The following is a 20,102-nucleotide window of genomic DNA, read 5'->3' on the forward strand; positions in this document are numbered from 1 at the left end:
CTGACCTCTCTTATCCTTTTCATTCTTTGCCTAACTGACACCATGTTTCATCTGCCAGCGTGATAAATTGCCGGTCGCCGGTCTGCTGCCAGCGGCGTTCATACCAGCCCGCCATCAGCAATATGACCCAGGGACGCCAGCGTTGTACCTGTCGCCACAGCAGCCGCTCATCAATATGTGCCAGCCGGGCATATGCGGTGACCAGCTGGCGATGCGCCGTCGGCGCAATCCACACCGCGGCCAGCTCCAGCGCAATGTCGCCATCGCCCGCATATTCCCAGTCGATCAACCGCGGCCCCGCTTTCGTATGGACAATATTGCCGGCGTGCACATCCATATGTAGCGGCGCCAGCCGCAGAGGGCGAGGCTCGCCGCGCTGCAACAAACGTTTATGCCAACGCAACCACAGCGGCGTGCGCCGCGCAGGATCGCAGGCCAGCCAGTAGCGTTCAAGCAGCGGTGCCAGCGCCACACGCCAGCCCAGACGCGGCTGCCGGTGCAGATGATACAATAACCCTGCCAGCCGCGGGCACTCCGGAAGCGTGCTTTTCATCTCGCCGTCGCAATATTCCACCGCCAGCCATCCCGGCGAATAGAAAAGCGGCGCGGGGACGACGGTCTTCGGCAGGCGAGACAGGGTGCGGTACTGGCGGAGGAATTCACGGGCGGGAGCGTCGGGGTCGTGCGGCTGGCGCAGGACCAGCCGCCGGACGCCGTCGCTGATAATACAGCTGCCGCCGCTCAGGCCATTCTGGCCCAGGCCGGCGACAGGTGAATAGCGGGGAAAAAAGCGCGACAACACCTCATCGCGCGTCAGTTTACTGTTGCTGAACGGCACCTTTACCTGACCAAATAATCTCGCCGGTCTGAACCAGCATCAGCTGCATTTTCAGCTCAGGTGAATTGACGTTGCCGGTCGCATTTGAGTACAGCACGTACTGAGCTCCCACGGTACGGGCAATCCCCATCGCTTTGCTGCGGCTGCCGAGACTATCCTGAGGGGATAAACCCAGCTGCTGTTTTGCCACGCCCAGCTGCTGGGCAGACACCAGCGTAAATTTGCCATTCCCGCTCAGGGCATTGCGCAACGCCGTCGTCGCCTCTCCGGCGTTTAGCGTGCCGTTGGTGCGGTTATTCACGCTGTCGACCAGCAGAATACTTCCCGCATTGACGCCGCCTGCCTGCAGCATTTGCCCCACCATCGGTTGTACCGCCGCATTCCAGTCATAATGACGCACGCGCGGCGCGGGCTGTGCCGGCTGCTGCTCGTGTTCAATCGGCCCGGGCTGCCCCGGAATAGTCGGAACCGTAGGTACGGTTGGTACCGTCGGCTGCGGCTGGGCGGGCTGCGTTGGCTTCGGCTGCGCCTCCTCAACGGGAGCGGGCTCCTGACGTTGCCCCACGCACCCAGCAAGGAATATCGCCAGTGCCGTGATTAACGCGTAGCGACACATTTTAATCATTACAATTACCCCTTACAGATAAAGATACAGGCGGGCCTTATGCGCCCCCAAAATATTCGCGCTACCGTACAAGGTGACAGAAGAGTGCGCAGGCACCGTGATACTCCGGGCCGGCTCCAGCGGATGCATTTCCAGTCCTCTGGCGTCATACCAGAAGAAGCGGTAATGCACGATGATCGGTTCCTGTCGTTCATTAAACAGTCTGGAAGTGGCGGTTGCCTGAATCTCTGAGGCCGTGACCTCTGGCGCATCGGCGCTGATGCCCGCCGCCAGCACGTTGGATTCCATCACCAGAGTCTGCTGTTCACCCACGGGGATTTCCGCATGGGAACCGCACCCGACCAGGAGCACAGCCGCCAGAAGCGGGCCGAAATGAGCTGCGCGCATCGATTAACCTTTGTGAGCCAGCATCGGACCTAGCGGGCGACCGCCCAGCAGGTGCATGTGGATATGGTAGACTTCCTGGCCGCCGTGGCGATTGCAATTGACAATCAGACGATAGCCATCGTCAGCAAGACCCTCATCACGCGCAATTTTTGCCGCCACGGTCATCATGCGCCCCAGCGTCAGTTCATGTTCAGCGGTCACATCGTTGACGGTAGGAATCAGGATATTGGGGACAATCAGAATGTGGGTCGGCGCCTGCGGGGAAATATCGCGAAAAGCGGTCACCAGTTCATCCTGATAAACCATATCCGACGGGATCTCCCGGCGAATGATTTTGCTAAAAATCGTTTCTTCTGCCATGACTGATTCCTTATTAATTTTTATACCGTGCTCTGGCCTGCCTCTGCAGATAAACGCGGATGCACAGGATTCGCCTAAGAGTATGAGCGAGTTACTCCTCCTCTTTCAACCTGAATGCGCTTTTTCTTATCCCGCGGCGCTGTTAGCTGCTGATGGATTAATCATATCTCCGGTGAATGCGTTTAACCGAAGCGCTAATTGCCGTTTCTGATAACACTTCTTACTTCTGTTTACACATTAAATACTAATGCGTATATTTCTCATTTGTATTCACTATTGGATGCGGTGCGCTTCCAGACACGATATGACCGTGGCCGTAGAGTCCCGGCACATAACAATAACTATTTGATTAAGGGTTTATGATGCTTCTCACGATTAATTCCCGGGATCGGCGTATCGCGCCGTCCCTGCTGGCCGTTGGTATTGCGCTGGCGCTTCATCCCGGCCTCAGTATTGCCGCCGCCGATACCGACGATACCATCATTGTAGAAGGTACAACGGAAATCAGGCCTGATGCCCAACAGCAGGATTACAGCGTTAAAACCACCACCACTGGCACTAAACTGCTATTAGTACAACGGGATATCCCACAATCCGTCAGTGTCATCAGCCAGCAGCGCATGCAGGACCAGGAACTCAACACTATCGAACAGGTTCTGGATAATACGACCGGCGTGAGCGCATCCCGCGTTGACACCCATCGTACTAACTTTTATTCCCGCGGCTTCTTCGTCAGCAACTTTGCGTATGAAGATATGCCAACGTTCCTCGATAACCGATGGAACTTCGGCGATACCGCTGGCGATACGGCAATTTATGACAAAATCGAAGTAGTACGCGGCGCGGCGGGGTTAATGAGCGGCACGGGCAACCCTTCAGCCTATGTCAACATGGTACGTAAGCATGCCGACAGTAAAGAATTTAAAGGCTCGGTTTCTGCCACCTATGGCAGCTGGAACAATCAACGTTATGTATTGGATCTCCAGGCTCCGTTAACCGAGTCGGGCAACGTCCGGGGACGGGTCATCACCGGCTACCAGGATAAGGATTCGTGGGTTGAACGTAACCACTATCGTAAAAAATTCATCTACGGCGTCGTGGATGCGGACGTCACGGATTCCACCACTCTTTCGTTGGGCTATGACTATCAGGAGAGTGAGGAAGACAGCCCGACCTGGGGCGGTTTCCCGTCAATGTTCAGCGATGGCAGCAAGACCCATTTCCGTCGAGGCTTTAACACCGCGGCCGACTGGACCTACTCTAACGTCGATTCAACCAAAATCTTCGCCAACCTCACACAGCGCTTTGATAACGGCTGGGAAGCCAAAATCAATACCATGCACGCGGAAACCAACTTTGACAGCAAGTTAATGTATATCGACGGTTATCCCGATAAAGCAACGGGACTGTATGACGCATCCAAATGGTATGGCGCCTGGGGCGGCTGGAACAAGGGTCAACGTAAACAGGACTCAGTAGACGCATTCGTACGCGGCGGGTACAACCTGCTGGGCCGCCAGCATGAAGTCATGTTCGGCGGCAGCTATAGCCGCCAGCGCAATAACTATGACAACGCCTATCCGGTTAACGATAACTATGGCCTGATGGACGTTGGCAGTATTTACGACTATAACGGTAAGCTGTCCGACCCGGCATGGTCCAATTTTGCGCTCTATCAGCGCGACGTGATCCGGCAGAAATCCCTGTATGCCGCGTCGCGCATCTCCCTTGCGGATCCGCTGCACCTGATCCTTGGCGCCCGCTATACAGAGTGGAGCGCTAAATATAACCTCGAGCGCCAGCCGGATGAAATCCGTCACGCAAAATTCGACGACGTGACCCCGTATGCCGGCCTGATTTATGACATCGACGATACCTGGTCCGTTTACGCCAGCTATACCTCTATCTTCCAGCCGACCGGCCAGCGCGATATCAATAGTGTGTTCCTCGATCCGACGACCGGTAAGAGCTATGAAACAGGCGTGAAAGGTGACTGGTTCGACACTCGTCTGACAGCAACGGTATCCCTCTTCCGTATTGAACAGGACAACGTCGCCGTGAATACCGGGACAACAATTCCAGGTTCTGGCGGCCAGACGGCATATAAATCTGTCGATGGCACCGTCAGCAAAGGGATTGAATTTGAGCTGAACGGTGCGCTGACCGATAACTGGCAATTAACCTTTGGCGGCAGTCGCTACGTTGCAGAAGATGAAGACGGAAATGCGGTTAACCCAAGCCAGCCGCGTACCTCACTGAAGTTGTTCACCCGTTACCAGTTGCCAGTGTTGCCGGCATTGACCATCGGCGGCGGCGCGCGCTGGCAGAATAAAACCTGGCAAGAGCTTGATAATGGCCCGAACAACGTCAGCACGATTACCCAAAGCGGTTACACGATTATCGATCTGTTCACCCGCTACCAGGTGAGTAAAAACTTTGCCGTGCAGGGCAATGTCAACAACCTGTTCGACAAAGAGTACTACGACTATCTGGGTAGCTACGGCGTGTATGGTGCGCCACGCAACTTCTCAGTTAATGCCAGCTACAGCTTCTGATCTATCGATTTAAGCTGTTCTCTACCAGTCAGTCCCCGCTCGTGAATAATATGGCGGGGGCTGTTTCATCCCCGATATCATCCATCTCGTCTCTTATTCACCTGTTCATCCGCGGCCCAAGGCAGCAATAAAAAAGGCAGCCAGTTGGCTGCCTTAGTCTCCCCACATCACGACTTAGTTGCTGCGGATGTATTCATCCATTTCAGTTTTCAGGTTATCGGATTTGGTCCCGAAGATTGCCTGAACACCTGAACCTGCAACAACCACACCAGCAGCGCCCAGTTTTTTCAGGCCAGCCTGATCAACTTTCGCTACGTCGGCCACGCTGACGCGCAGACGGGTGATGCATGCATCAAGGTTAGTGATGTTGTCTTTACCGCCGAACGCTGCAATCAGTGCCGGAGCCATTTCGCTGGTCGCACCGGCTTTGCTGTCTTCAGTGGTATCTTCACGACCCGGAGTTTTCAGGTCCAGTGCTTTAATCAGCACGCGGAAGATAACGTAGTAGACGATGGCATAGCAGATACCGACGATCGGGAACAGCCACAGCTTGCTGCTGTTACCAGCCAGGACGATGAAGTCGATCAGACCGTGAGAGAACGACGTACCATCACGCATACCCAGCAGGATACAGATCGGGAAGGCCAGACCGGCAAGAATTGCGTGGATAACGTACAGAATCGGCGCAACGAACATGAAGGAGAACTCGATCGGCTCGGTGATACCGGTCAGGAACGAGGTCAACGCTGCGGAGATCATGATACCGCCCACTTTCGCGCGGTTTTCCGGCTTAGCGGAGTGCCAAATCGCGATAGCAGCAGCCGGCAGGCCGTACATTTTGAACAGGAAGCCACCGGACAGTTTACCCGCAGTCGGGTCGCCTGCCATATAACGAGGGATATCGCCGTGGAAGACCTGACCTGCCGCGTTGGTGTATTCACCAATCTGCATCTGGAAAGGAACGTTCCAGATGTGGTGCAGACCAAACGGTACCAGGCAGCGTTCGATGAAGCCGTAGATACCGAACGCCACAACCGGGTTCTGGTATGCCGCCCACTGAGAGAAGGTCTGGATAGCAGTACCGATCGGTGGCCAGATGAAGGACAGGATCACGCCGGTGAAAATAGCGGCGAGACCGGAGATAATCGGAACAAAACGCTTGCCCGCAAAGAAGCCCAGATATTCAGGCAGCTTGATACGGTAGAAGCGGTTGAACATGTACGCTGCAATAGCACCAGAGATAATACCGCCGAGTACGCCGGTATCAGCCAGGTGTTTGGCCGCAATTTCTTCAGCAGGTAAATGCAGAACCAGCGGCGCAACGACCGCCATGGTTTTCACCATGATGCCGTAAGCAACAACGGAAGCCAGCGCAGATACGCCGTCGTTATTGGTGAAGCCAAGCGCCACACCGATAGCGAAGATCAATGGCATATTGGCAAAGACTGAACCGCCTGCTTCTGCCATAACGTGGGAAACAACGGCTGGCAGCCAGCTGAAGTTTGCGGAACCGACGCCCAGCAGGATACCTGCGATAGGCAGCACGGAGACCGGCAGCATCAGCGATTTACCGACCTTCTGCAGGTTAGCAAATGCATTCTTAAACATAATTGAGAGTGCTCCTGAGTATTTGGTGCTTTTTACGTTTTCACGCATTGGCACGGGGGGAGAACCGTGCCGTGGACAGGACATCTAAGCGCCCTTTATTTATTACACAGAGTAAAATAATTGACGGAATCATTGTTTGACGGCTATCACGTTTCAATCAGTCAGCGTTGAAAAATTTACACCAACTTACATAAGCCGTGTCTGGATGTTGCAAAAAACCCTTCACCGCCCATTTTGTGGCGGTGAACTTTACTCGCTTTACCTATTAATTACGAGCCTTAAAATAATAGAAAGATCGGCAGGTTACAGTCTGGCGGGGTCAATGTGGAACAGGCTGGCGAAATTTTGCGTGGTCTGTTGCGCCAGTTGCTCAAGCGAAACCCCCTTCAGTACCGCCATGTATTCCGCAACATCGCGTACCATTGCCGGCTGGTTCTCTTTGCCGCGATGCGGGACCGGCGCCAGGTACGGCGAGTCGGTTTCCACCAGCAGGCGGTCGAGCGGAACATAGCGCGCGGCATCGCGCAGCTGTTCGGCATTACGGAAGGTGACGATCCCGGAAAACGAGATATAGAAACCCATATCCAGCAGTTTACCTGCCGTCTCCCTGTCCTCAGTGAAACAGTGTAGTACGCCACCGCAATCCGTCACTTTTTCTTCCTGTAAAATCGCCAGCGTGTCGGCGCGCGCGTCGCGGGTATGCACGATAACCGGCTTGTTTAACTCGCGGCCAATGCGGATATGATCGCGAAAGGAAGCCTGCTGGCGGGGTTTGGTTTCCGGCGTGTAAAAATAGTCCAGCCCGGTCTCCCCCATTGCGACAACCCCCTCTTCCGCCGCCAGCTTGCGCAGCTCGTCAACATCGTACTCTTCATCCTGATTGAGCGGATGGACGCCGCAGGAGAAAACCACATTGTCGCGCGGGCCGACCAACTCACGCATTCCGCGGTATCCCGGCAGCGTCGTGGCCACCGCGAGGAAAAACTTCACGTCACGGGCAGCGGCTTTTGCCAGCACATCGTCCACGTCTTTGTGCAGCGTTTGATAATCCAGGCCATCCAGATGGCAGTGGGAGTCGACTAAAAACATAATGTCTCGCTCAGAGGTGGTATACGGGAAGTACCGTCCCAGGTTGCAGGTAATGTTCCCAGCGCAGAAGGCGCTCGGTTAGCAGCAGTTCGCGGTTGACGCCAACCACGTTCAACAGCTGGTCCCGGCAGGCGCTGACGTCGCGTGCGATCGCCTGCAAGCGGGCGGCAGGCAGCGCCTGCGCCAGCTGATTGACCAGCGTCCAGGCATCAGGGTTACTCACCAGGGTGATTCCCTGCTGCCGTTTTTGTGCATCCAGCAGCAGCGATGCCAGCCAGTGCAAACGAACTGCGGCCTGTTCGTGATTCAGAATCGGCAGCAGCGCCAGCCAGTCGCCGCTGCTTAACACGCTCGCCAGCGTCTGGACCAGCTGCTGCCGGGAAGCCCAGTGACTTTCCTGCAGCAGATCCAGCGCCGCCGCAGGCGCATTCGCGCTCAGGCGTAGCGCGGAGAGCAGCGCCTCCTGAGGCAGTGCCACCTCGCGTTCCAGCCACGCCAGCCCGTAGGACTCTGACGGTGGCGCAAGGTGATGGAGGCGACAGCGGCTGCGCAGCGTGGCCAGCAACCGCGCGGGTTCCTGACAGGCGAGGAAAAACCAGGTGTTTTCCGGCGGTTCTTCCAGCGTTTTTAACAGGGCATTTGCCGCGGCATCCGTTAACAAGGCAGCATCGCCTATCCATACCACTTTGGCGCCGCCAAGACGGGAACGCTCATACAGCTTTTCGTTAACGTCACGCACCGCGTCAATACCGAGGGCGCTTTTGCCTTTTTCCGGCGCCAGGGTGTAGTAATCGGGGTGCGTGCCAGCCTGCATCAGTTGGCAGCTATGGCACTGCCCGCAGCTTTTATTTCCTTCCGGCTGGCGGCACATGAGATAGCGGCACAGCGCATAGATCAGCGCCTCGCCCCCCATGCCAGGCAATGCCTGAAGCAGTAACGCATGGTGACCCCGTCCAGCCTGATAGCCGGCGACTAATTGTTCAAATGCCGGGCGTAACCACGGGTACCATTTCATGCGCTTTGCTCCGCGACCCACCGACTGATAACCGCCCTGATATCGCTTGCGACGGCGTCCAGCGATTGCGTCGCATCGATGGTGTGAATAGTAGGATCCTGCGCCGCCAGCTCAAGGTAGCGCGCCCGGGTACGATTGAAGAAATCCAGCGACTCTTGTTCAATGCGATCGAGTTCGCCGCGCGCGCGCGCGCGCTTCAGCCCCACCTCCGGCGTTACATCCAGATACAGCGTCAGGTGCGGGCGAAAATCGCCCAGTACCGCATCACGCAGCGTCGCCAACATCGTCTGGTCGATACCGCGACCGCCGCCCTGATAGGCCTGGGTCGACAGGTCGTGACGATCGCCGATGACCCATTGGCCGCGAGCCAGAGCGGGTTTGATCACCGTCTCGACCAGCTGAACACGGGCGGCGTAAAACATCAGCACTTCGGCTTTGTCATTAATCACTTCATCGCCGGTGGATTGAATATCCAGCACCAGGCTGCGCAGCTTCTCGGCCAGAATAGTGCCGCCCGGCTCACGGGTAAACACCAGATCGCTGATACCCGACTCCTGCAGCGCCTCCACCACCAGATTGCGCGCGGTGGTCTTCCCTGCGCCTTCCAGGCCTTCGATAACGATATAGTTACTGCGCATTTTTTTCCTTAAGTACTTTCAGATAATCCTGTACCGAGCGGTTGTGGCTGGCCAGATTGGTATTAAACGTATGCCCACCTTTACCATCGGCAACAAAATAGAGATAAGGCGTTTTCGCCGGGTGCGCCGCGGCGTTCAGAGAGGCTTCTCCCGGTACGGCGATAGGCCCCGGCGGCAAACCGCCGATCGCGTAGGTATTGTAGGCCGTCGGCGTCTCCAGATCTTTGCGAGTCAGCTTGCCAGTATAACTCTCCCCCATACCGTAGATCACGGTCGGGTCGGTTTGCAGACGCATGCCAATCCGCAGACGATTGATAAATACCGACGCCACGCGGTCGCGTTCTGCGGCAACCGCCGTCTCTTTTTCAATAATGGACGCCATGGTCAGCAGCTGGTTCTGATCTTTGTACGGCAGATTATCCATCCGCCCTTCCCAGGCTTTTTCGACCTGCGCGACCATCTTCTGATGCGCGCGCTTGAGGATCGCCACATCGCTGGTATGGGCGGTATACATCCAGGTATCCGGCCAGAACCAGCCTTCAACCCAGTCCGCATGCTCGAGGTTAAGCGCCTGGGCGACGGTTTCGTAGCGATCGTCCGCCAGCGTATGTTTGATGTACGGCGCATCGCGCAGCTGACGCAGGTAGTCGCTCACCCGCATCCCTTCCACAAACCGCAGCGGGAACTGGGCCTCTTTGCCGCTGCCCAGCAGTTGCAGCATTTCACGCACCGTCATGTTCGGCGTGAAGCGGTAGGTACCGGCTTTAAAGTGGGATAATTCAGGCTCAAGACGTAGCAGCCACTGGAATACGCGCGGCCGGTTAATGACCTTATCGCCGTACAGCTGTTCCCCCAGCGCCATGCGCCCGGTACCGGCCTCTAAGGTGAAGATCGTCTCTTCTTTAATCAGCAGCTTGCTCTGGGCAAGCTGACGAACTTTCCAGATGCCCGCGCCTGCAGCAATGCCCAGCACGACCAATAACAGCAGGATAAAACGTAACATTTTCTTCATGACTAACCAGACAGCTCACACAGTGGGGCTAAAAAATGATAAAGCTCTCGCGAGGACCAGCATGTCTCGTCCCAGCGGCGAACCGGTACCAGCGGCATCAGCGCATTGCATATCAGCACTTCATCGGCATCACGCAAGGCATCTGCGCCCGCAGTGACTTCGACAACGCGAAACGACGATTGTGCCAGCTGCGCGATGCAATGCTGACGCATAATGCCATTGACTCCGGCATGATCGAGACGTGGCGTAAACACATCCATCCCCTTGCGCCAGAACAGATTTGCGGCACAGCATTCCGTAAGCCACCCGTCGCTGTCAAGAACCAGCGCCTCATCGGCGTCCGTCTGCTCAAGATGAGACCGGATCAACACCTGCTCCAGTCGGTTCAGATGCTTCAGCCCGGCCAGCAATGGATTACGCCCCAGGCGAACCGGGCTTAGCGTCAGCGCAACGCCGGTTTCTTGCCAGCGCGCATAATGGGCGGGATAAGCTGAAACGCTGAGGATACGTGTGGGACTCTGACAGCTCGCGCCGCTGTAGCCGCGACCGCCCGCCCCCCGGGTCAGTATCACTTTCAGCACGCCGCTTTGCTGTTCAAGCGCCAGGCGCTGCATTTCAGCTTCCAGCTGCTGCCATTGCGCGTAGGGAATCATGAGCGCTGCGCAGGCCAGCTGCAAACGTCGGAGATGGGCCGGCAACATCTGCACTTGATGTCCCACGATACGTGCGGTGGTAAAGCACCCGTCGCCGAACTGGATTGCCCGGTCACTGGCGGCGAGGGTGTCCCGTTCAATGCCATTAATCAAGAACATAGCGGCTCCTTATCGGTGGCCTGTCAGTGTCTCAGGATGAATTACGCAGGACAAGCAGAGAAAGCTGAAGAAAAAAGAAGGCCCGCATTTTATGCAGGCCTGAGTCAGGATTTAGCGGCAGGCGCGACGGGCTTAGATCTTTTTAAAGATCAGTGAACCGTTGGTGCCACCAAAGCCGAAGGAGTTACACAGCGCGTACTCCATACCGGAAACCTGACGCGCTTCGTGCGGAACGAAGTCCAGGTCACAACCCTCATCCGGATTATCCAGGTTGATGGTCGGCGGAACCACGCCATCGCGCAGCGCCAGGATGGAGTAGATCGATTCTACTGCTCCGGCGGCGCCCAGCAGGTGCCCGGTCATTGATTTGGTTGAGCTGACCATCACGCGGCTTGCAGCATCGCCGAAGACAGATTTAACCGCCTGCGCTTCTGCTTTATCGCCCGCCGGCGTCGAGGTGCCGTGCGCATTGACGTAAGCAATCTGGCCCGGTTCAATCCCTGCATCGCGGATGGCATTCACCATCGCCAGGGCCGCACCGGCACCGTTCTCCGGAGGAGACGTCATATGGTAAGCATCGCTGCTCATACCAAAGCCGACGATTTCCGCGTAGATTTTCGCGCCGCGTTTTTTGGCGTGTTCGTACTCTTCCAGCACGACCATACCCGCACCGTCGCCCAGCACAAAACCGTCACGATCTTTATCCCACGGACGGCTTGCCGCCTGCGGATTGTCGTTGCGGGTTGAGAGCGCACGCGCGGCACCAAAGCCACCCACGCCAAGCGGGGTACTGGCTTTTTCCGCACCGCCGGCCACCATTGCGTCAGCATCGCCGTACGCAATGATACGCGCAGCCTGACCAATATTGTGTACGCCAGAGGTACAAGCGGTCGCGATAGAAATACTCGGCCCACGCAGACCAAACATGATGGTCAAATGCCCGGCCACCATGTTAACAATTGTAGACGGTACAAAGAACGGGCTGATCTTACGAGGTCCGCCGTTGGTCAACGAACTGTGGTTTTCCTCGATCAGGCCGAGACCGCCAATGCCGGAACCAATAGCGGCACCGATGCGGGTTGCGTTCTCTTCCGTTACTTCAAGACCAGAATCCTGCATGGCCTGAACGCCAGCGACAATTCCATATTGAATGAAGGCATCCATCTTGCGCTGTTCTTTGCGCGAGATAATGTCATCACAGTTAAAATCCTTTACTAAGCCAGCAAATTTTGTTGCATAGGCGCTAGTATCGAAATGGTCGATCAGGCTGATGCCACTCTGACCGGCAAGGAGAGCTTTCCAGGTAGACTCTACGGTATTGCCGACAGGAGACAACATGCCCAGTCCGGTCACAACTACACGACGCTTAGACACGGTTGTCCTCCAGGGAGGGAAAATAGATTCTTGTGGGACAAAAAGATAAAACTCAGGCGGTCGAATGACCGCCTGGAGATGTTCACTTACGCCTGGTGACCGTTGATGTAATCAATGGCAGCCTGAACAGTGGTGATTTTCTCAGCTTCTTCGTCCGGAATCTCAGTATCAAACTCTTCTTCCAGAGCCATTACCAGCTCAACGGTGTCAAGAGAATCAGCGCCCAGGTCTTCAACGAAGGAAGCATTGTTGGTAACTTCTTCCTGCTTAACGCCCAGCTGTTCGCCGATAATTTTCTTAACGCGTTCTTCGATAGTGCTCATACTCTTAAATTTCCTATCAAAACTCGCTTTCGCGATGGTTTTCGTAGTGTATAAAATGTTGAAAAATTTGCAACTAAATCCCGGCAGGTCTTACCACGATTTTACGCTATTTTGCGGGTGTTTGCCCTCAGAACGCAAATCATTTTGCACAAAACCGCATTCGGGATCGCACAGACTGCGCGGTTCCTGAGCGTTTTGTGCAAATCTCGGTCAGACCATATACATTCCGCCGTTGACGTGCAGGGTTTCACCAGAGATGTAACCTGCTTCGTCAGAAGCTAAGAACGCAACCGCACTGGCGATTTCTTTTGCATCGCCGAGGCGACCCGCAGGAACTTGCGCCAGAATACCCGCACGCTGATCTTCAGACAGCGCACGCGTCATGTCCGTTTCAATAAAGCCCGGAGCAACAACGTTAACAGTAATACCGCGGGACGCGACTTCACGTGCCAGCGATTTACTAAAACCAATCAGACCCGCTTTCGCCGCAGCGTAGTTGGCCTGACCAGCATTTCCCATGGTACCGACCACAGAACCGATAGTAATAATGCGGCCGTGACGCTTTTTCATCATAGCGCGCATTACTGCTTTTGACAGACGGAAAACTGATGACAGGTTGGTTTCGATAATATCGTTCCACTCATCATCTTTCATTCGCATTAACAGGTTATCACGAGTAATACCGGCATTATTAACCAGGATATCAACTTCACCAAACTCTGCGCGAATATTTCCCAGAACAGATTCGATAGATGCCGGATCGGTCACATTCAACAGCATACCTTTGCCATTAGCACCGAGGTAATCGCTGATCGCCTGCGCACCGCTCTCGCTGGTGGCCGTGCCGATCACTTTTGCGCCACGGGCGACAAGCGTTTCTGCGATTGCGCGGCCGATGCCGCGACTTGCACCGGTAACCAGCGCGATTTTTCCTTCAAAACTCATGGTATTCCTCTTTTATTGCTCAAGCGCCGCAGACATCGCTGCTGGCTCGTTAAGCGCGGAAGCGGTCAGGGTGTCAACAATACGTTTGGTCAGACCGGTGAGGACTTTACCCGGCCCCACTTCATACAGATGCTCTACGCCCTGGGATGCCATAAACTCAACGGTTTTGGTCCACTGAACCGGGCTGTACAGCTGGCGAATCAGCGCATCGCGAATCGCGTCTGGCGCCGTTTCACACTTCACATCAACGTTGTTCACCACCGAAATAACCGGTGCGTTAAAGGTGATGTTTTGCAGTTCAACCGCCAGTTTTTCCGCCGCAGGCTTCATCAGCGCGCAGTGGGACGGGACGCTCACCGGCAGCGGCAGCGCACGTTTAGCACCGGCAGCTTTGCAGGCGGCACCGGCACGCTCAACGGCTTCTTTGTTGCCGGCAATGACCACCTGGCCCGGCGAGTTAAAGTTGACCGGAGCCACGACCTGCCCTTCGGCAGACTCTTCACAGGCTTTGGCAATAGACGCATCGTCAAGACCGATAATCGCTGACATGGCGCCGGTCCCTTCCGGAACAGCTTCCTGCATAAATTTGCCGCGCATTTCGACCAGACGCACCGCGTCGGCAAAATCAATCACGCCGGCGCAAACCAGCGCGGAATACTCACCCAGGCTATGACCCGCCAGCAGAGCCGGGGTCTTACCGCCCTGCTGCTGCCAGACGCGATACAGCGCCACGGAAGCGGTCAGCAGCGCAGGCTGAGTTTGCCAGGTTTTGTTCAGTTCTTCCGCCGGGCCCTGCTGAGCAAGCGCCCACAGATCGTAACCCAACGCCGCAGAGGCTTCACGGAAAGTTTCTTCGATAACCGGATACGCCGCTGCCATGTCAGACAACATGCCGACCGTCTGAGAACCTTGTCCCGGGAACACAAAAGCAAATTGCGTCATGTCTAAATCCTTATACTAAAAACGAACCAGCGCGGAACCCCAGGTGAAACCGCCACCAAAGGCTTCCAGCAGAATCAGCTGACCACGCTGGATGCGGCCATCGCGAACCGCTTCATCCAGCGCACAGGGAACGGAAGCCGCGGAGGTATTGCCATGACGATCGAGCGTCACCACCACGTTATCCATCGACATTCCCAGTTTTCTCGCCGTCGCGCTGATGATGCGCAGGTTAGCCTGATGCGGTACCAGCCAGTCCAGCGCCGAGCGATCGAGATTGTTCGCCGCCAGCGTCTCATCAACAATGTGCGCCAGCTCGGTCACGGCAACTTTAAACACTTCGTTGCCCGCCATCGTCAGATAGATCGGATTTTCCGGCTCTACGCGATCGGCGTTCGGCAGCGTTAACAGCTCGCCGTAGCGGCCATCCGCATGCAGGTGGGTGGAAATGATCCCCGGCTCTTCAGAAGCGCCCAGTACGACGGCTCCCGCGCCATCACCAAAAATAATGATCGTCCCGCGATCGTCAGGATTGCAGGTGCGCGCCAGAACGTCAGCGCCAATCACCAGCGCATAGTCCACGGCTCCGTTTTTCACGTATTGATCGGCGATGCTCAGCGCGTAGGTAAACCCTGCGCACGCCGCCGCTACGTCAAAGGCCGGGCAGCCATTAATACCCAGCATAGCCTGAATCTGACACGCTGAACTTGGAAATGCGTGAGTACCCGAGGTGGTCGCAACAACGATCAGACCAATTTGCTCCGGTTTAACGCCCGCCATATCCAGCGCATTTTTTGCCGCTTCAAAACCCAGCGTAGAAACGGTTTCATTCGGTGCAGCAATACGACGTTCACGGATACCCGTACGAGTGACAATCCACTCGTCAGACGTCTCTACCATTTTTTCCAGGTCGGCGTTAGTACGCACTTGCTCGGGCAGATAACTGCCGGTACCAATAATCTTCGTATACATGTACGCTCAGTCACTCTTGGGTAATATACCCGCCTTGTTCAAACCGCTGGTCGTCAGCCTTCTTCGTTCGTCCCGCTTTGCTGCCGGGAGTTCCCGTTTCTGTCGCCCGTGGGCAGTTCGAAACCTGCTGGGTATAAAGATTCCAGGCGAGCGGCGATCCGCTGAGGAATTTGCCGCTGCACCGCCTGCACTGCCTGCTCTATCGCCACGCTGAAGGCGCGCTGATTGGCAGCACCGTGACTCTTAATCACGGAACCGCGCAATCCTAACAGACAGGCGCCATTATACTGGTCGGGGTTGAGGTGACTGAATCGCCTGGCCAGGCTTTTTTGTAACCAACGCTTCAATAACAGCAGCCACCACGACCGTTTTTTGCCCTCACCCTGTGATTTCAGCAGCGAGAGGAACATTCTGACAACACCTTCCATAGTTTTTAATGTGACGTTGCCCGTGAATCCATCACAAACCAGCACATCGGTTTTGCCCGTCAATAGTTCGTTGGCTTCAAGATAGCCGATATAGTTCAGCGACGGCAGTGTCTTTAGCACCGCAGCGGCATCGCGAATACTGCTGAGGCCCTTCATCTCTTCTTCGCCGATGTTCAGCAGCGCGACGCGGGGGTTCTCAATGCCGACCACTTCTTCGGCCAGTACGGCGCCCATCACCGCAAACTGCACCAGCATCGTACTATCGCAATCTACGTTGGCGCCTAAATCAAGCACCACCGTTTTGCCCTTTTGCTGATGCGGTAAGACCGTCACCAGCGCCGGACGCTCAATCCCTTCAATGGGTTTGAGTAATAATTTTGCCAGCCCCATCAGCGCACCGGTATTCCCCGCGCTGACGCAGGCTTCCGCCCGCCCTTCTTTTACTAACTCCAGCGCCACGCGCATTGAGCTTCCGCGGCTACTGCGGATCGCCTGAGCGGGCCGCGCATCACTAGCAATAACTGACTGCGCAGGGATCACCTGCAGTCGCGAACGTTGTTCGAAATCAGCTTTGGCAAGTAATGGCGTGATGGTGTCGGGGTCGCCGACTAAAAGAAGTGTGAGTTGCGAATTAGAGTTCAGTGCCTGCAGTGCTGCAGGCACTGTCACGGATGGGCCAAAATCACCCCCCATGACATCTAACGCCAGGGTTAGACGTGTCAAGGTATCGTCGCTGCCCGGTTCGGTTATTCCCCAGTCACCTGGGGAAATCCTCGCTAAGCTTCATCACGCTTATACTCTTTGTCTTTCACGCTGCAAGTATGTTGACTGCGCTTGTTCATCCCGATCGCATAGTTGTCTATGCTGCCGGCGATGTCCTCGCTTACGCCTCTTGCCGCGCGAAATCCATGGAGTAGTGCGTGATTACTTAGCGATAACCTTGCGACCGCGGTAGAAACCGTCGGCAGTGATGTGGTGACGCAGGTGTTTCTCACCAGAAGTTTTGTCTACAGACAGGCTGGTGACTGCGGTCAGAGCGTCATGGGAACGACGCATGCCACGTTTGGAACGGGTTGGTTTATTCTGTTGTACGGCCATGGACCTTACTCCTCAATTACTTATGCTTTAAGCTGGCTAATACGGCAAATGGATTTGGTTTTTGTGCCTCTTCAGGCAGTTCACCAAAGACCATGTCCGCGTCGGACACTTCACAGTGTTCAGAATCATGCACCGGAACTACAGGCAAGGAGAGAATGATTTCATCCTCAACCATCGCTTGCAGGTCGATTTCACCGAATTCGTTAACCTCAATCGGCTCATACGCTTCCGGCAGTGCTTCGGCCTGTTCGTCATTTCTGACGGGGCTAAAACAATACGTTGTGTGGACATGATGGGGGAACGGTTTCCCGCAACGCTGACATTCGAGGGTTACTGATACCTTTGCATCGCCGGTAATAACGGCAAGGCGCTGATTATCAATAGCGAACGACATGCTGCATTCCACATCGGTGTCCACGCTGACGACTGAATCGGCTACACGTTCAACCTGATCACGGGCATAAATACCTTCGTAATCGAGGCGTTTTTGAGCCGTGCGAACCGGATCGAGAGTCAGGGGTAATTTTACCTTTTGCATAGGGCGCGCATATTAACTTTGTAATGTCATAGAGTCAAAGAAAAAGGCAGCCTCAGGTTGCCTTTCGCCATTTATTCGCACACATTGCGGCCCATAGTTTAAAATGATGCTCTTCGAAGCGCTATATGTGGATGAAAAAATATGTCTGAGCTTATCCTGGCATCGACATCGCCCTGGCGGCGAATGTTGCTGGAAAAACTGGCAATGCCGTTTGACTGCGCGGCGCCTGACGTCGACGAAACCCCTCATCCAGGCGAACCCGCCCGCCAGCTGGTGGTCCGTCTGGCACAGGCAAAGGCGCAGGCTCTTGCCGAGCGCTATCCGCGGCACTTAATTATCGGTTCCGATCAGGTCTGCGTCCTCGATGGCGAAATTACCGGCAAGCCGCACAGCGAAGAGAATGCGCGCCTGCAGTTAAGGAAAGCCAGCGGCACAATTGTGACCTTTTATACCGGGCTGGCGCTTTATAATTCCGCCAACGGCCATCTACAAACCGAGTGTGAACCCTTTGATGTCCATTTTCGCCATTTAAGCGAGCAGGAAATAGACAATTATGTGCGCAAAGAGCGTCCGCTGCACTGCGCCGGGAGTTTTAAAAGTGAAGGACTGGGCATTACCCTCTTCGAACGCCTGGAAGGACGCGACCCGAATGCGCTGGTGGGCCTGCCGCTGATCGCCCTGTGTCAGATGCTACGCCGGGAAGGCTGTAATCCGCTGTTGCGCTAGCCGTTTATTCTGCCGGGCCGGAACCGCCGTTCTGGCCTGCTTCTTTGCCCTGGGTTTTCCCGTCTCAACCAGCCATCTCTTTTCCCCTGTCGACTGGAATGACCGTGGACTCACTCACGCGTCGACCCCGGCTGCCCATTACCCCGCCAGCCTGATTAGAGGGCGCGGACTGTCGGTCTGTTTATCCATCCGCTGGTGGACGACACAACACGGCTATTGCCGAAGTCAGGATGGCGCTGACAACAGGTCAGGGGCTGCGGGGAGCGAGTCGACCGCTGTCTGGCGCCTGACCCGGAGGTCTGGCGATGGAGTACACCGGCAATCTTGATTGGTTGTGGTATGGGGATATCGCGCAGGCGCGGCATGCTGCGGATGAATTGACCCGGAAAGGTGTAAAGGTCGCGGTGAAGGCTGGCACAGCGACGCGGCAGATGACAGCGGCGGACTCACCGTCCGCCGGGACGATCATTTGCTATTACGTAGCACCTGCAGGCAGCGCTTCAGCTGGTTATCCAGCGGCGCTTCGACACGCATTACTTCCCCGGTCCCCGGATGAGTAAATTTCAGCGCGGCGGCATGGAGGAACAACCGATTCAGGCCGGTGCCAGCCAGCTGTTTGTCAAACTCGCGGTCGCCATAACGGTCGTCAAAAGCAATCGGGTGGCCCGCATACTGCGTGTGAACGCGGATCTGATGCGTACGCCCGGTAACCGGACTGCAGCGAACCAGCGTCGCGTGCGTATAGCGCTCTTCAACCTTAAAGCGCGTCTCCGACGGTTTTCCTTCCTGACTGACGCGAACGATACGTTCGCCGCTCTGCAGAATGTTTTTCAGCAGCGGTGCCTGCACCACTTTGGTGTGCGACTGCCACTGCCCGCGCACCAGCGCCAGATAATCCTTCTGCATTCCTTTTTCGCGCAGCTGTTCATGCAGCGAACGCAGTGCGGAGCGCTTCTTCGCCACCAGCAGTACGCCGGAGGTATCGCGGTCAAGGCGGTGAACCAGTTCGAGGAAACGGGCTTCCGGACGCAGCGCGCGCAGGCCTTCAATGACGCCGAAACTCAGGCCGCTGCCGCCGTGCACCGCGGTACCGGAAGGTTTATTCAGCACCAGAATATGGTCATCCTCATACAGAATCACATCGGCCAGCGCCGACACCTTCTGCAGATGCGGGGAGACGGCTTCTTCTTCACGCTCGGCAACCCGAACGGGAGGAATGCGGATTTCGTCGCCGGCTTCCAGCTTGTATTCCGGCTTGACGCGTTTTTTATTCACCCGCACCTCGCCTTTACGCAGGATGCGATAAATCATGCTCTTCGGTACGCCCTTTAGCTGCGTACGCAAAAAGTTATCGATGCGTTGCCCCGCTTCATCGGCGGTAATGGCAACCATTTTTACGCTTGGAGTCTCAGTTTTCATGGTGCGCGATTCTAAATAGCCCGACGCATTAGCGCCACTCATTTTTATATGCTTATATTTATCATTATCCGGTTTTCATTGAATGCTTCATCAGCGTTTTGTTTGTTATTAGAACAATCTGTATGCGCTGGTGAAAAAACTGTGAGTAACCGGGTGATAAAAGGTAAAAGTCAACTTGCTATAACAAGGTTAGCAATGGAATAATGATGCCGTTTTCCGTGTTGAATCTTGTTAGAACAAGAAATTAGCGGAATGACCAATTTTGTCTGACCGATCATCCACGCAGCAATGGCGTAAGACGTATTGATCTTTCAGACAGTTAGCGGGCTGCGGGTTGCAGTCCTTACCGGTACAGGCCTCTATGGATTTCACGTCGCAGGAAGGCGTCGACTCCGGGTATT

At 55.5% G+C, this 20,102-nt stretch carries 21 protein-coding genes; 2 read left to right on the top strand and 19 right to left on the bottom strand.

The genetic code is table 11. From position 1 onward, the window contains the following. Positions 1 to 19: 19 nt before the first annotated feature. Genes thiK through hinT form a run of 4 tightly spaced genes read right to left on the bottom strand, consistent with a single transcriptional unit; the run spans position 20 to position 2,210 of the window. On the bottom strand, positions 20 to 838 hold the full coding sequence (gene thiK / locus ROR01S_RS12965) for a thiamine kinase (RefSeq protein ID WP_015584642.1): 819 nt from the start codon (positions 836 to 838) through the stop codon (positions 20 to 22). Further along, complete coding sequence (gene lpoB / locus ROR01S_RS12970) at positions 819 to 1,454, bottom strand: penicillin-binding protein activator LpoB (protein WP_160873623.1); 636 nt, start codon at positions 1,452 to 1,454, stop codon at positions 819 to 821. The genes thiK and lpoB overlap by 20 nt, the downstream gene beginning before the upstream one ends. A gap of 21 nt (positions 1,455 to 1,475) precedes the next feature. Then, entirely contained in the window at positions 1,476 to 1,850 is a 375-nt protein-coding gene (locus ROR01S_RS12975) for a YcfL family putative periplasmic lipoprotein (protein ID WP_064359557.1), read from the bottom strand. 3 nt (positions 1,851 to 1,853) lie between these two features. Further along, the gene (hinT, locus tag ROR01S_RS12980; protein ID WP_004860530.1) at positions 1,854 to 2,210 is read right to left on the bottom strand and encodes a purine nucleoside phosphoramidase; all 357 of its coding nucleotides are present in this window, start codon (positions 2,208 to 2,210) and stop codon (positions 1,854 to 1,856) included. Positions 2,211 to 2,569: 359 nt separating this feature from the next. Here hinT and fhuE point away from each other — a divergent pair, with 359 nt between their 5' ends. Continuing rightward, positions 2,570 to 4,765 carry a ferric-rhodotorulic acid/ferric-coprogen receptor FhuE gene (fhuE, locus tag ROR01S_RS12985; protein WP_015584644.1) on the top strand — a complete coding sequence of 732 codons (2,196 nt, stop codon included), beginning with the start codon at positions 2,570 to 2,572 and terminating at the stop codon, positions 4,763 to 4,765. A 174-nt stretch (positions 4,766 to 4,939) separates the two neighbouring features. Here the strand turns inward: fhuE and ptsG are convergent, their stop codons facing one another. The 14 genes from ptsG to yceD all read right to left on the bottom strand — a co-directional run bounded on the left by ptsG (position 4,940) and on the right by yceD (position 17,556). Next, complete coding sequence (gene ptsG / locus ROR01S_RS12990) at positions 4,940 to 6,373, bottom strand: PTS glucose transporter subunit IIBC (protein ID WP_064359558.1); 1,434 nt, start codon at positions 6,371 to 6,373, stop codon at positions 4,940 to 4,942. Between the two features lie 303 nt (positions 6,374 to 6,676). After that, entirely contained in the window at positions 6,677 to 7,462 is a 786-nt protein-coding gene (locus tag ROR01S_RS12995; RefSeq protein WP_004860525.1) for a metal-dependent hydrolase, read from the bottom strand. Between the two features lie 10 nt (positions 7,463 to 7,472). After that, a complete protein-coding gene (holB, locus tag ROR01S_RS13000) occupies positions 7,473 to 8,477 on the bottom strand; it encodes a DNA polymerase III subunit delta' (protein WP_064359559.1) in 1,005 nt (334 codons plus the stop codon). After that, positions 8,474 to 9,115 (bottom strand): dTMP kinase, encoded by a 642-nt coding sequence (gene tmk / locus ROR01S_RS13005; RefSeq protein ID WP_004860521.1) that lies wholly within the window; start codon positions 9,113 to 9,115, stop codon positions 8,474 to 8,476. The genes holB and tmk overlap by 4 nt, the downstream gene beginning before the upstream one ends. Continuing rightward, entirely contained in the window at positions 9,105 to 10,127 is a 1,023-nt protein-coding gene (yceG, locus tag ROR01S_RS13010) for a cell division protein YceG (RefSeq protein ID WP_004860519.1), read from the bottom strand. Before yceG ends, tmk begins: the two co-directional genes overlap by 11 nt. Before the next feature lie 2 nt (positions 10,128 to 10,129). Continuing rightward, positions 10,130 to 10,939 carry an aminodeoxychorismate lyase gene (gene pabC / locus ROR01S_RS13015; RefSeq protein WP_044346839.1) on the bottom strand — a complete coding sequence of 270 codons (810 nt, stop codon included), beginning with the start codon at positions 10,937 to 10,939 and terminating at the stop codon, positions 10,130 to 10,132. A 132-nt stretch (positions 10,940 to 11,071) separates the two neighbouring features. Further along, on the bottom strand, positions 11,072 to 12,313 hold the full coding sequence (fabF, locus tag ROR01S_RS13020; RefSeq protein ID WP_004860514.1) for a beta-ketoacyl-ACP synthase II: 1,242 nt from the start codon (positions 12,311 to 12,313) through the stop codon (positions 11,072 to 11,074). A gap of 86 nt (positions 12,314 to 12,399) precedes the next feature. Further along, complete coding sequence (acpP, locus tag ROR01S_RS13025; RefSeq protein ID WP_000103754.1) at positions 12,400 to 12,636, bottom strand: acyl carrier protein; 237 nt, start codon at positions 12,634 to 12,636, stop codon at positions 12,400 to 12,402. Between the two features lie 210 nt (positions 12,637 to 12,846). Beyond that, positions 12,847 to 13,581 carry a 3-oxoacyl-ACP reductase FabG gene (gene fabG / locus ROR01S_RS13030; protein WP_004860512.1) on the bottom strand — a complete coding sequence of 245 codons (735 nt, stop codon included), beginning with the start codon at positions 13,579 to 13,581 and terminating at the stop codon, positions 12,847 to 12,849. Positions 13,582 to 13,593: 12 nt separating this feature from the next. Beyond that, positions 13,594 to 14,523, bottom strand: coding sequence for an ACP S-malonyltransferase (gene fabD, locus ROR01S_RS13035; RefSeq protein ID WP_004860511.1), 930 nt, complete (start codon positions 14,521 to 14,523; stop codon positions 13,594 to 13,596). 15 nt (positions 14,524 to 14,538) lie between these two features. After that, complete coding sequence (locus tag ROR01S_RS13040) at positions 14,539 to 15,492, bottom strand: beta-ketoacyl-ACP synthase III (protein ID WP_064359560.1); 954 nt, start codon at positions 15,490 to 15,492, stop codon at positions 14,539 to 14,541. A 53-nt stretch (positions 15,493 to 15,545) separates the two neighbouring features. After that, entirely contained in the window at positions 15,546 to 16,643 is a 1,098-nt protein-coding gene (plsX, locus tag ROR01S_RS13045; protein WP_071824628.1) for a phosphate acyltransferase PlsX, read from the bottom strand. A gap of 201 nt (positions 16,644 to 16,844) precedes the next feature. Continuing rightward, positions 16,845 to 17,018: a 50S ribosomal protein L32 gene (gene rpmF / locus ROR01S_RS13050; RefSeq protein ID WP_000290724.1), complete on the bottom strand. Its 174-nt coding sequence runs from the start codon at positions 17,016 to 17,018 to the stop codon at positions 16,845 to 16,847. A 16-nt stretch (positions 17,019 to 17,034) separates the two neighbouring features. Continuing rightward, the gene (yceD, locus tag ROR01S_RS13055) at positions 17,035 to 17,556 is read right to left on the bottom strand and encodes a 23S rRNA accumulation protein YceD (protein WP_004860507.1); all 522 of its coding nucleotides are present in this window, start codon (positions 17,554 to 17,556) and stop codon (positions 17,035 to 17,037) included. Between the two features lie 141 nt (positions 17,557 to 17,697). Here yceD and ROR01S_RS13060 point away from each other — a divergent pair, with 141 nt between their 5' ends. Then, entirely contained in the window at positions 17,698 to 18,282 is a 585-nt protein-coding gene (locus ROR01S_RS13060) for a Maf family protein (RefSeq protein ID WP_015584648.1), read from the top strand. Positions 18,283 to 18,747: 465 nt separating this feature from the next. Here ROR01S_RS13060 and rluC read toward each other — a convergent pair whose 3' ends face one another. Next, positions 18,748 to 19,701, bottom strand: a complete 954-nt coding sequence (rluC, locus tag ROR01S_RS13065; protein ID WP_015584649.1) for a 23S rRNA pseudouridine(955/2504/2580) synthase RluC — start codon at positions 19,699 to 19,701, stop codon at positions 18,748 to 18,750. Between the last annotated feature and the right edge of the window lie 401 nt (positions 19,702 to 20,102).

This window comes from Klebsiella ornithinolytica NBRC 105727 = ATCC 31898, assembly GCF_001598295.1.
GTDB classification, from domain to species: Bacteria; Pseudomonadota; Gammaproteobacteria; order Enterobacterales; family Enterobacteriaceae; genus Klebsiella; species Klebsiella ornithinolytica.

Excerpts from the sequence above, each read along its gene's own strand:
- lpoB (WP_160873623.1), bottom strand. The coding sequence starts at position 1,454 with ATGTGTCGCTACGCGTTAATCACGGCACTGGCGATATTCCTTGCTGGG.
- ROR01S_RS12975 (WP_064359557.1), bottom strand. The coding sequence starts at position 1,850 with ATGCGCGCAGCTCATTTCGGCCCGCTTCTGGCGGCTGTGCTCCTGGTC.
- hinT (WP_004860530.1), bottom strand. The coding sequence starts at position 2,210 with ATGGCAGAAGAAACGATTTTTAGCAAAATCATTCGCCGGGAGATCCCG.
- fhuE (WP_015584644.1), top strand. The coding sequence starts at position 2,570 with ATGATGCTTCTCACGATTAATTCCCGGGATCGGCGTATCGCGCCGTCC.
- ptsG (WP_064359558.1), bottom strand. The coding sequence starts at position 6,373 with ATGTTTAAGAATGCATTTGCTAACCTGCAGAAGGTCGGTAAATCGCTG.
- ROR01S_RS12995 (WP_004860525.1), bottom strand. The coding sequence starts at position 7,462 with ATGTTTTTAGTCGACTCCCACTGCCATCTGGATGGCCTGGATTATCAA.
- holB (WP_064359559.1), bottom strand. The coding sequence starts at position 8,477 with ATGAAATGGTACCCGTGGTTACGCCCGGCATTTGAACAATTAGTCGCC.
- tmk (WP_004860521.1), bottom strand. The coding sequence starts at position 9,115 with ATGCGCAGTAACTATATCGTTATCGAAGGCCTGGAAGGCGCAGGGAAG.
- yceG (WP_004860519.1), bottom strand. The coding sequence starts at position 10,127 with ATGAAGAAAATGTTACGTTTTATCCTGCTGTTATTGGTCGTGCTGGGC.
- pabC (WP_044346839.1), bottom strand. The coding sequence starts at position 10,939 with ATGTTCTTGATTAATGGCATTGAACGGGACACCCTCGCCGCCAGTGAC.
- acpP (WP_000103754.1), bottom strand. The coding sequence starts at position 12,636 with ATGAGCACTATCGAAGAACGCGTTAAGAAAATTATCGGCGAACAGCTG.
- fabG (WP_004860512.1), bottom strand. The coding sequence starts at position 13,581 with ATGAGTTTTGAAGGAAAAATCGCGCTGGTTACCGGTGCAAGTCGCGGC.
- fabD (WP_004860511.1), bottom strand. The coding sequence starts at position 14,523 with ATGACGCAATTTGCTTTTGTGTTCCCGGGACAAGGTTCTCAGACGGTC.
- ROR01S_RS13040 (WP_064359560.1), bottom strand. The coding sequence starts at position 15,492 with ATGTATACGAAGATTATTGGTACCGGCAGTTATCTGCCCGAGCAAGTG.
- rpmF (WP_000290724.1), bottom strand. The coding sequence starts at position 17,018 with ATGGCCGTACAACAGAATAAACCAACCCGTTCCAAACGTGGCATGCGT.
- yceD (WP_004860507.1), bottom strand. The coding sequence starts at position 17,556 with ATGCAAAAGGTAAAATTACCCCTGACTCTCGATCCGGTTCGCACGGCT.
- ROR01S_RS13060 (WP_015584648.1), top strand. The coding sequence starts at position 17,698 with ATGTCTGAGCTTATCCTGGCATCGACATCGCCCTGGCGGCGAATGTTG.
- rluC (WP_015584649.1), bottom strand. The coding sequence starts at position 19,701 with ATGAAAACTGAGACTCCAAGCGTAAAAATGGTTGCCATTACCGCCGAT.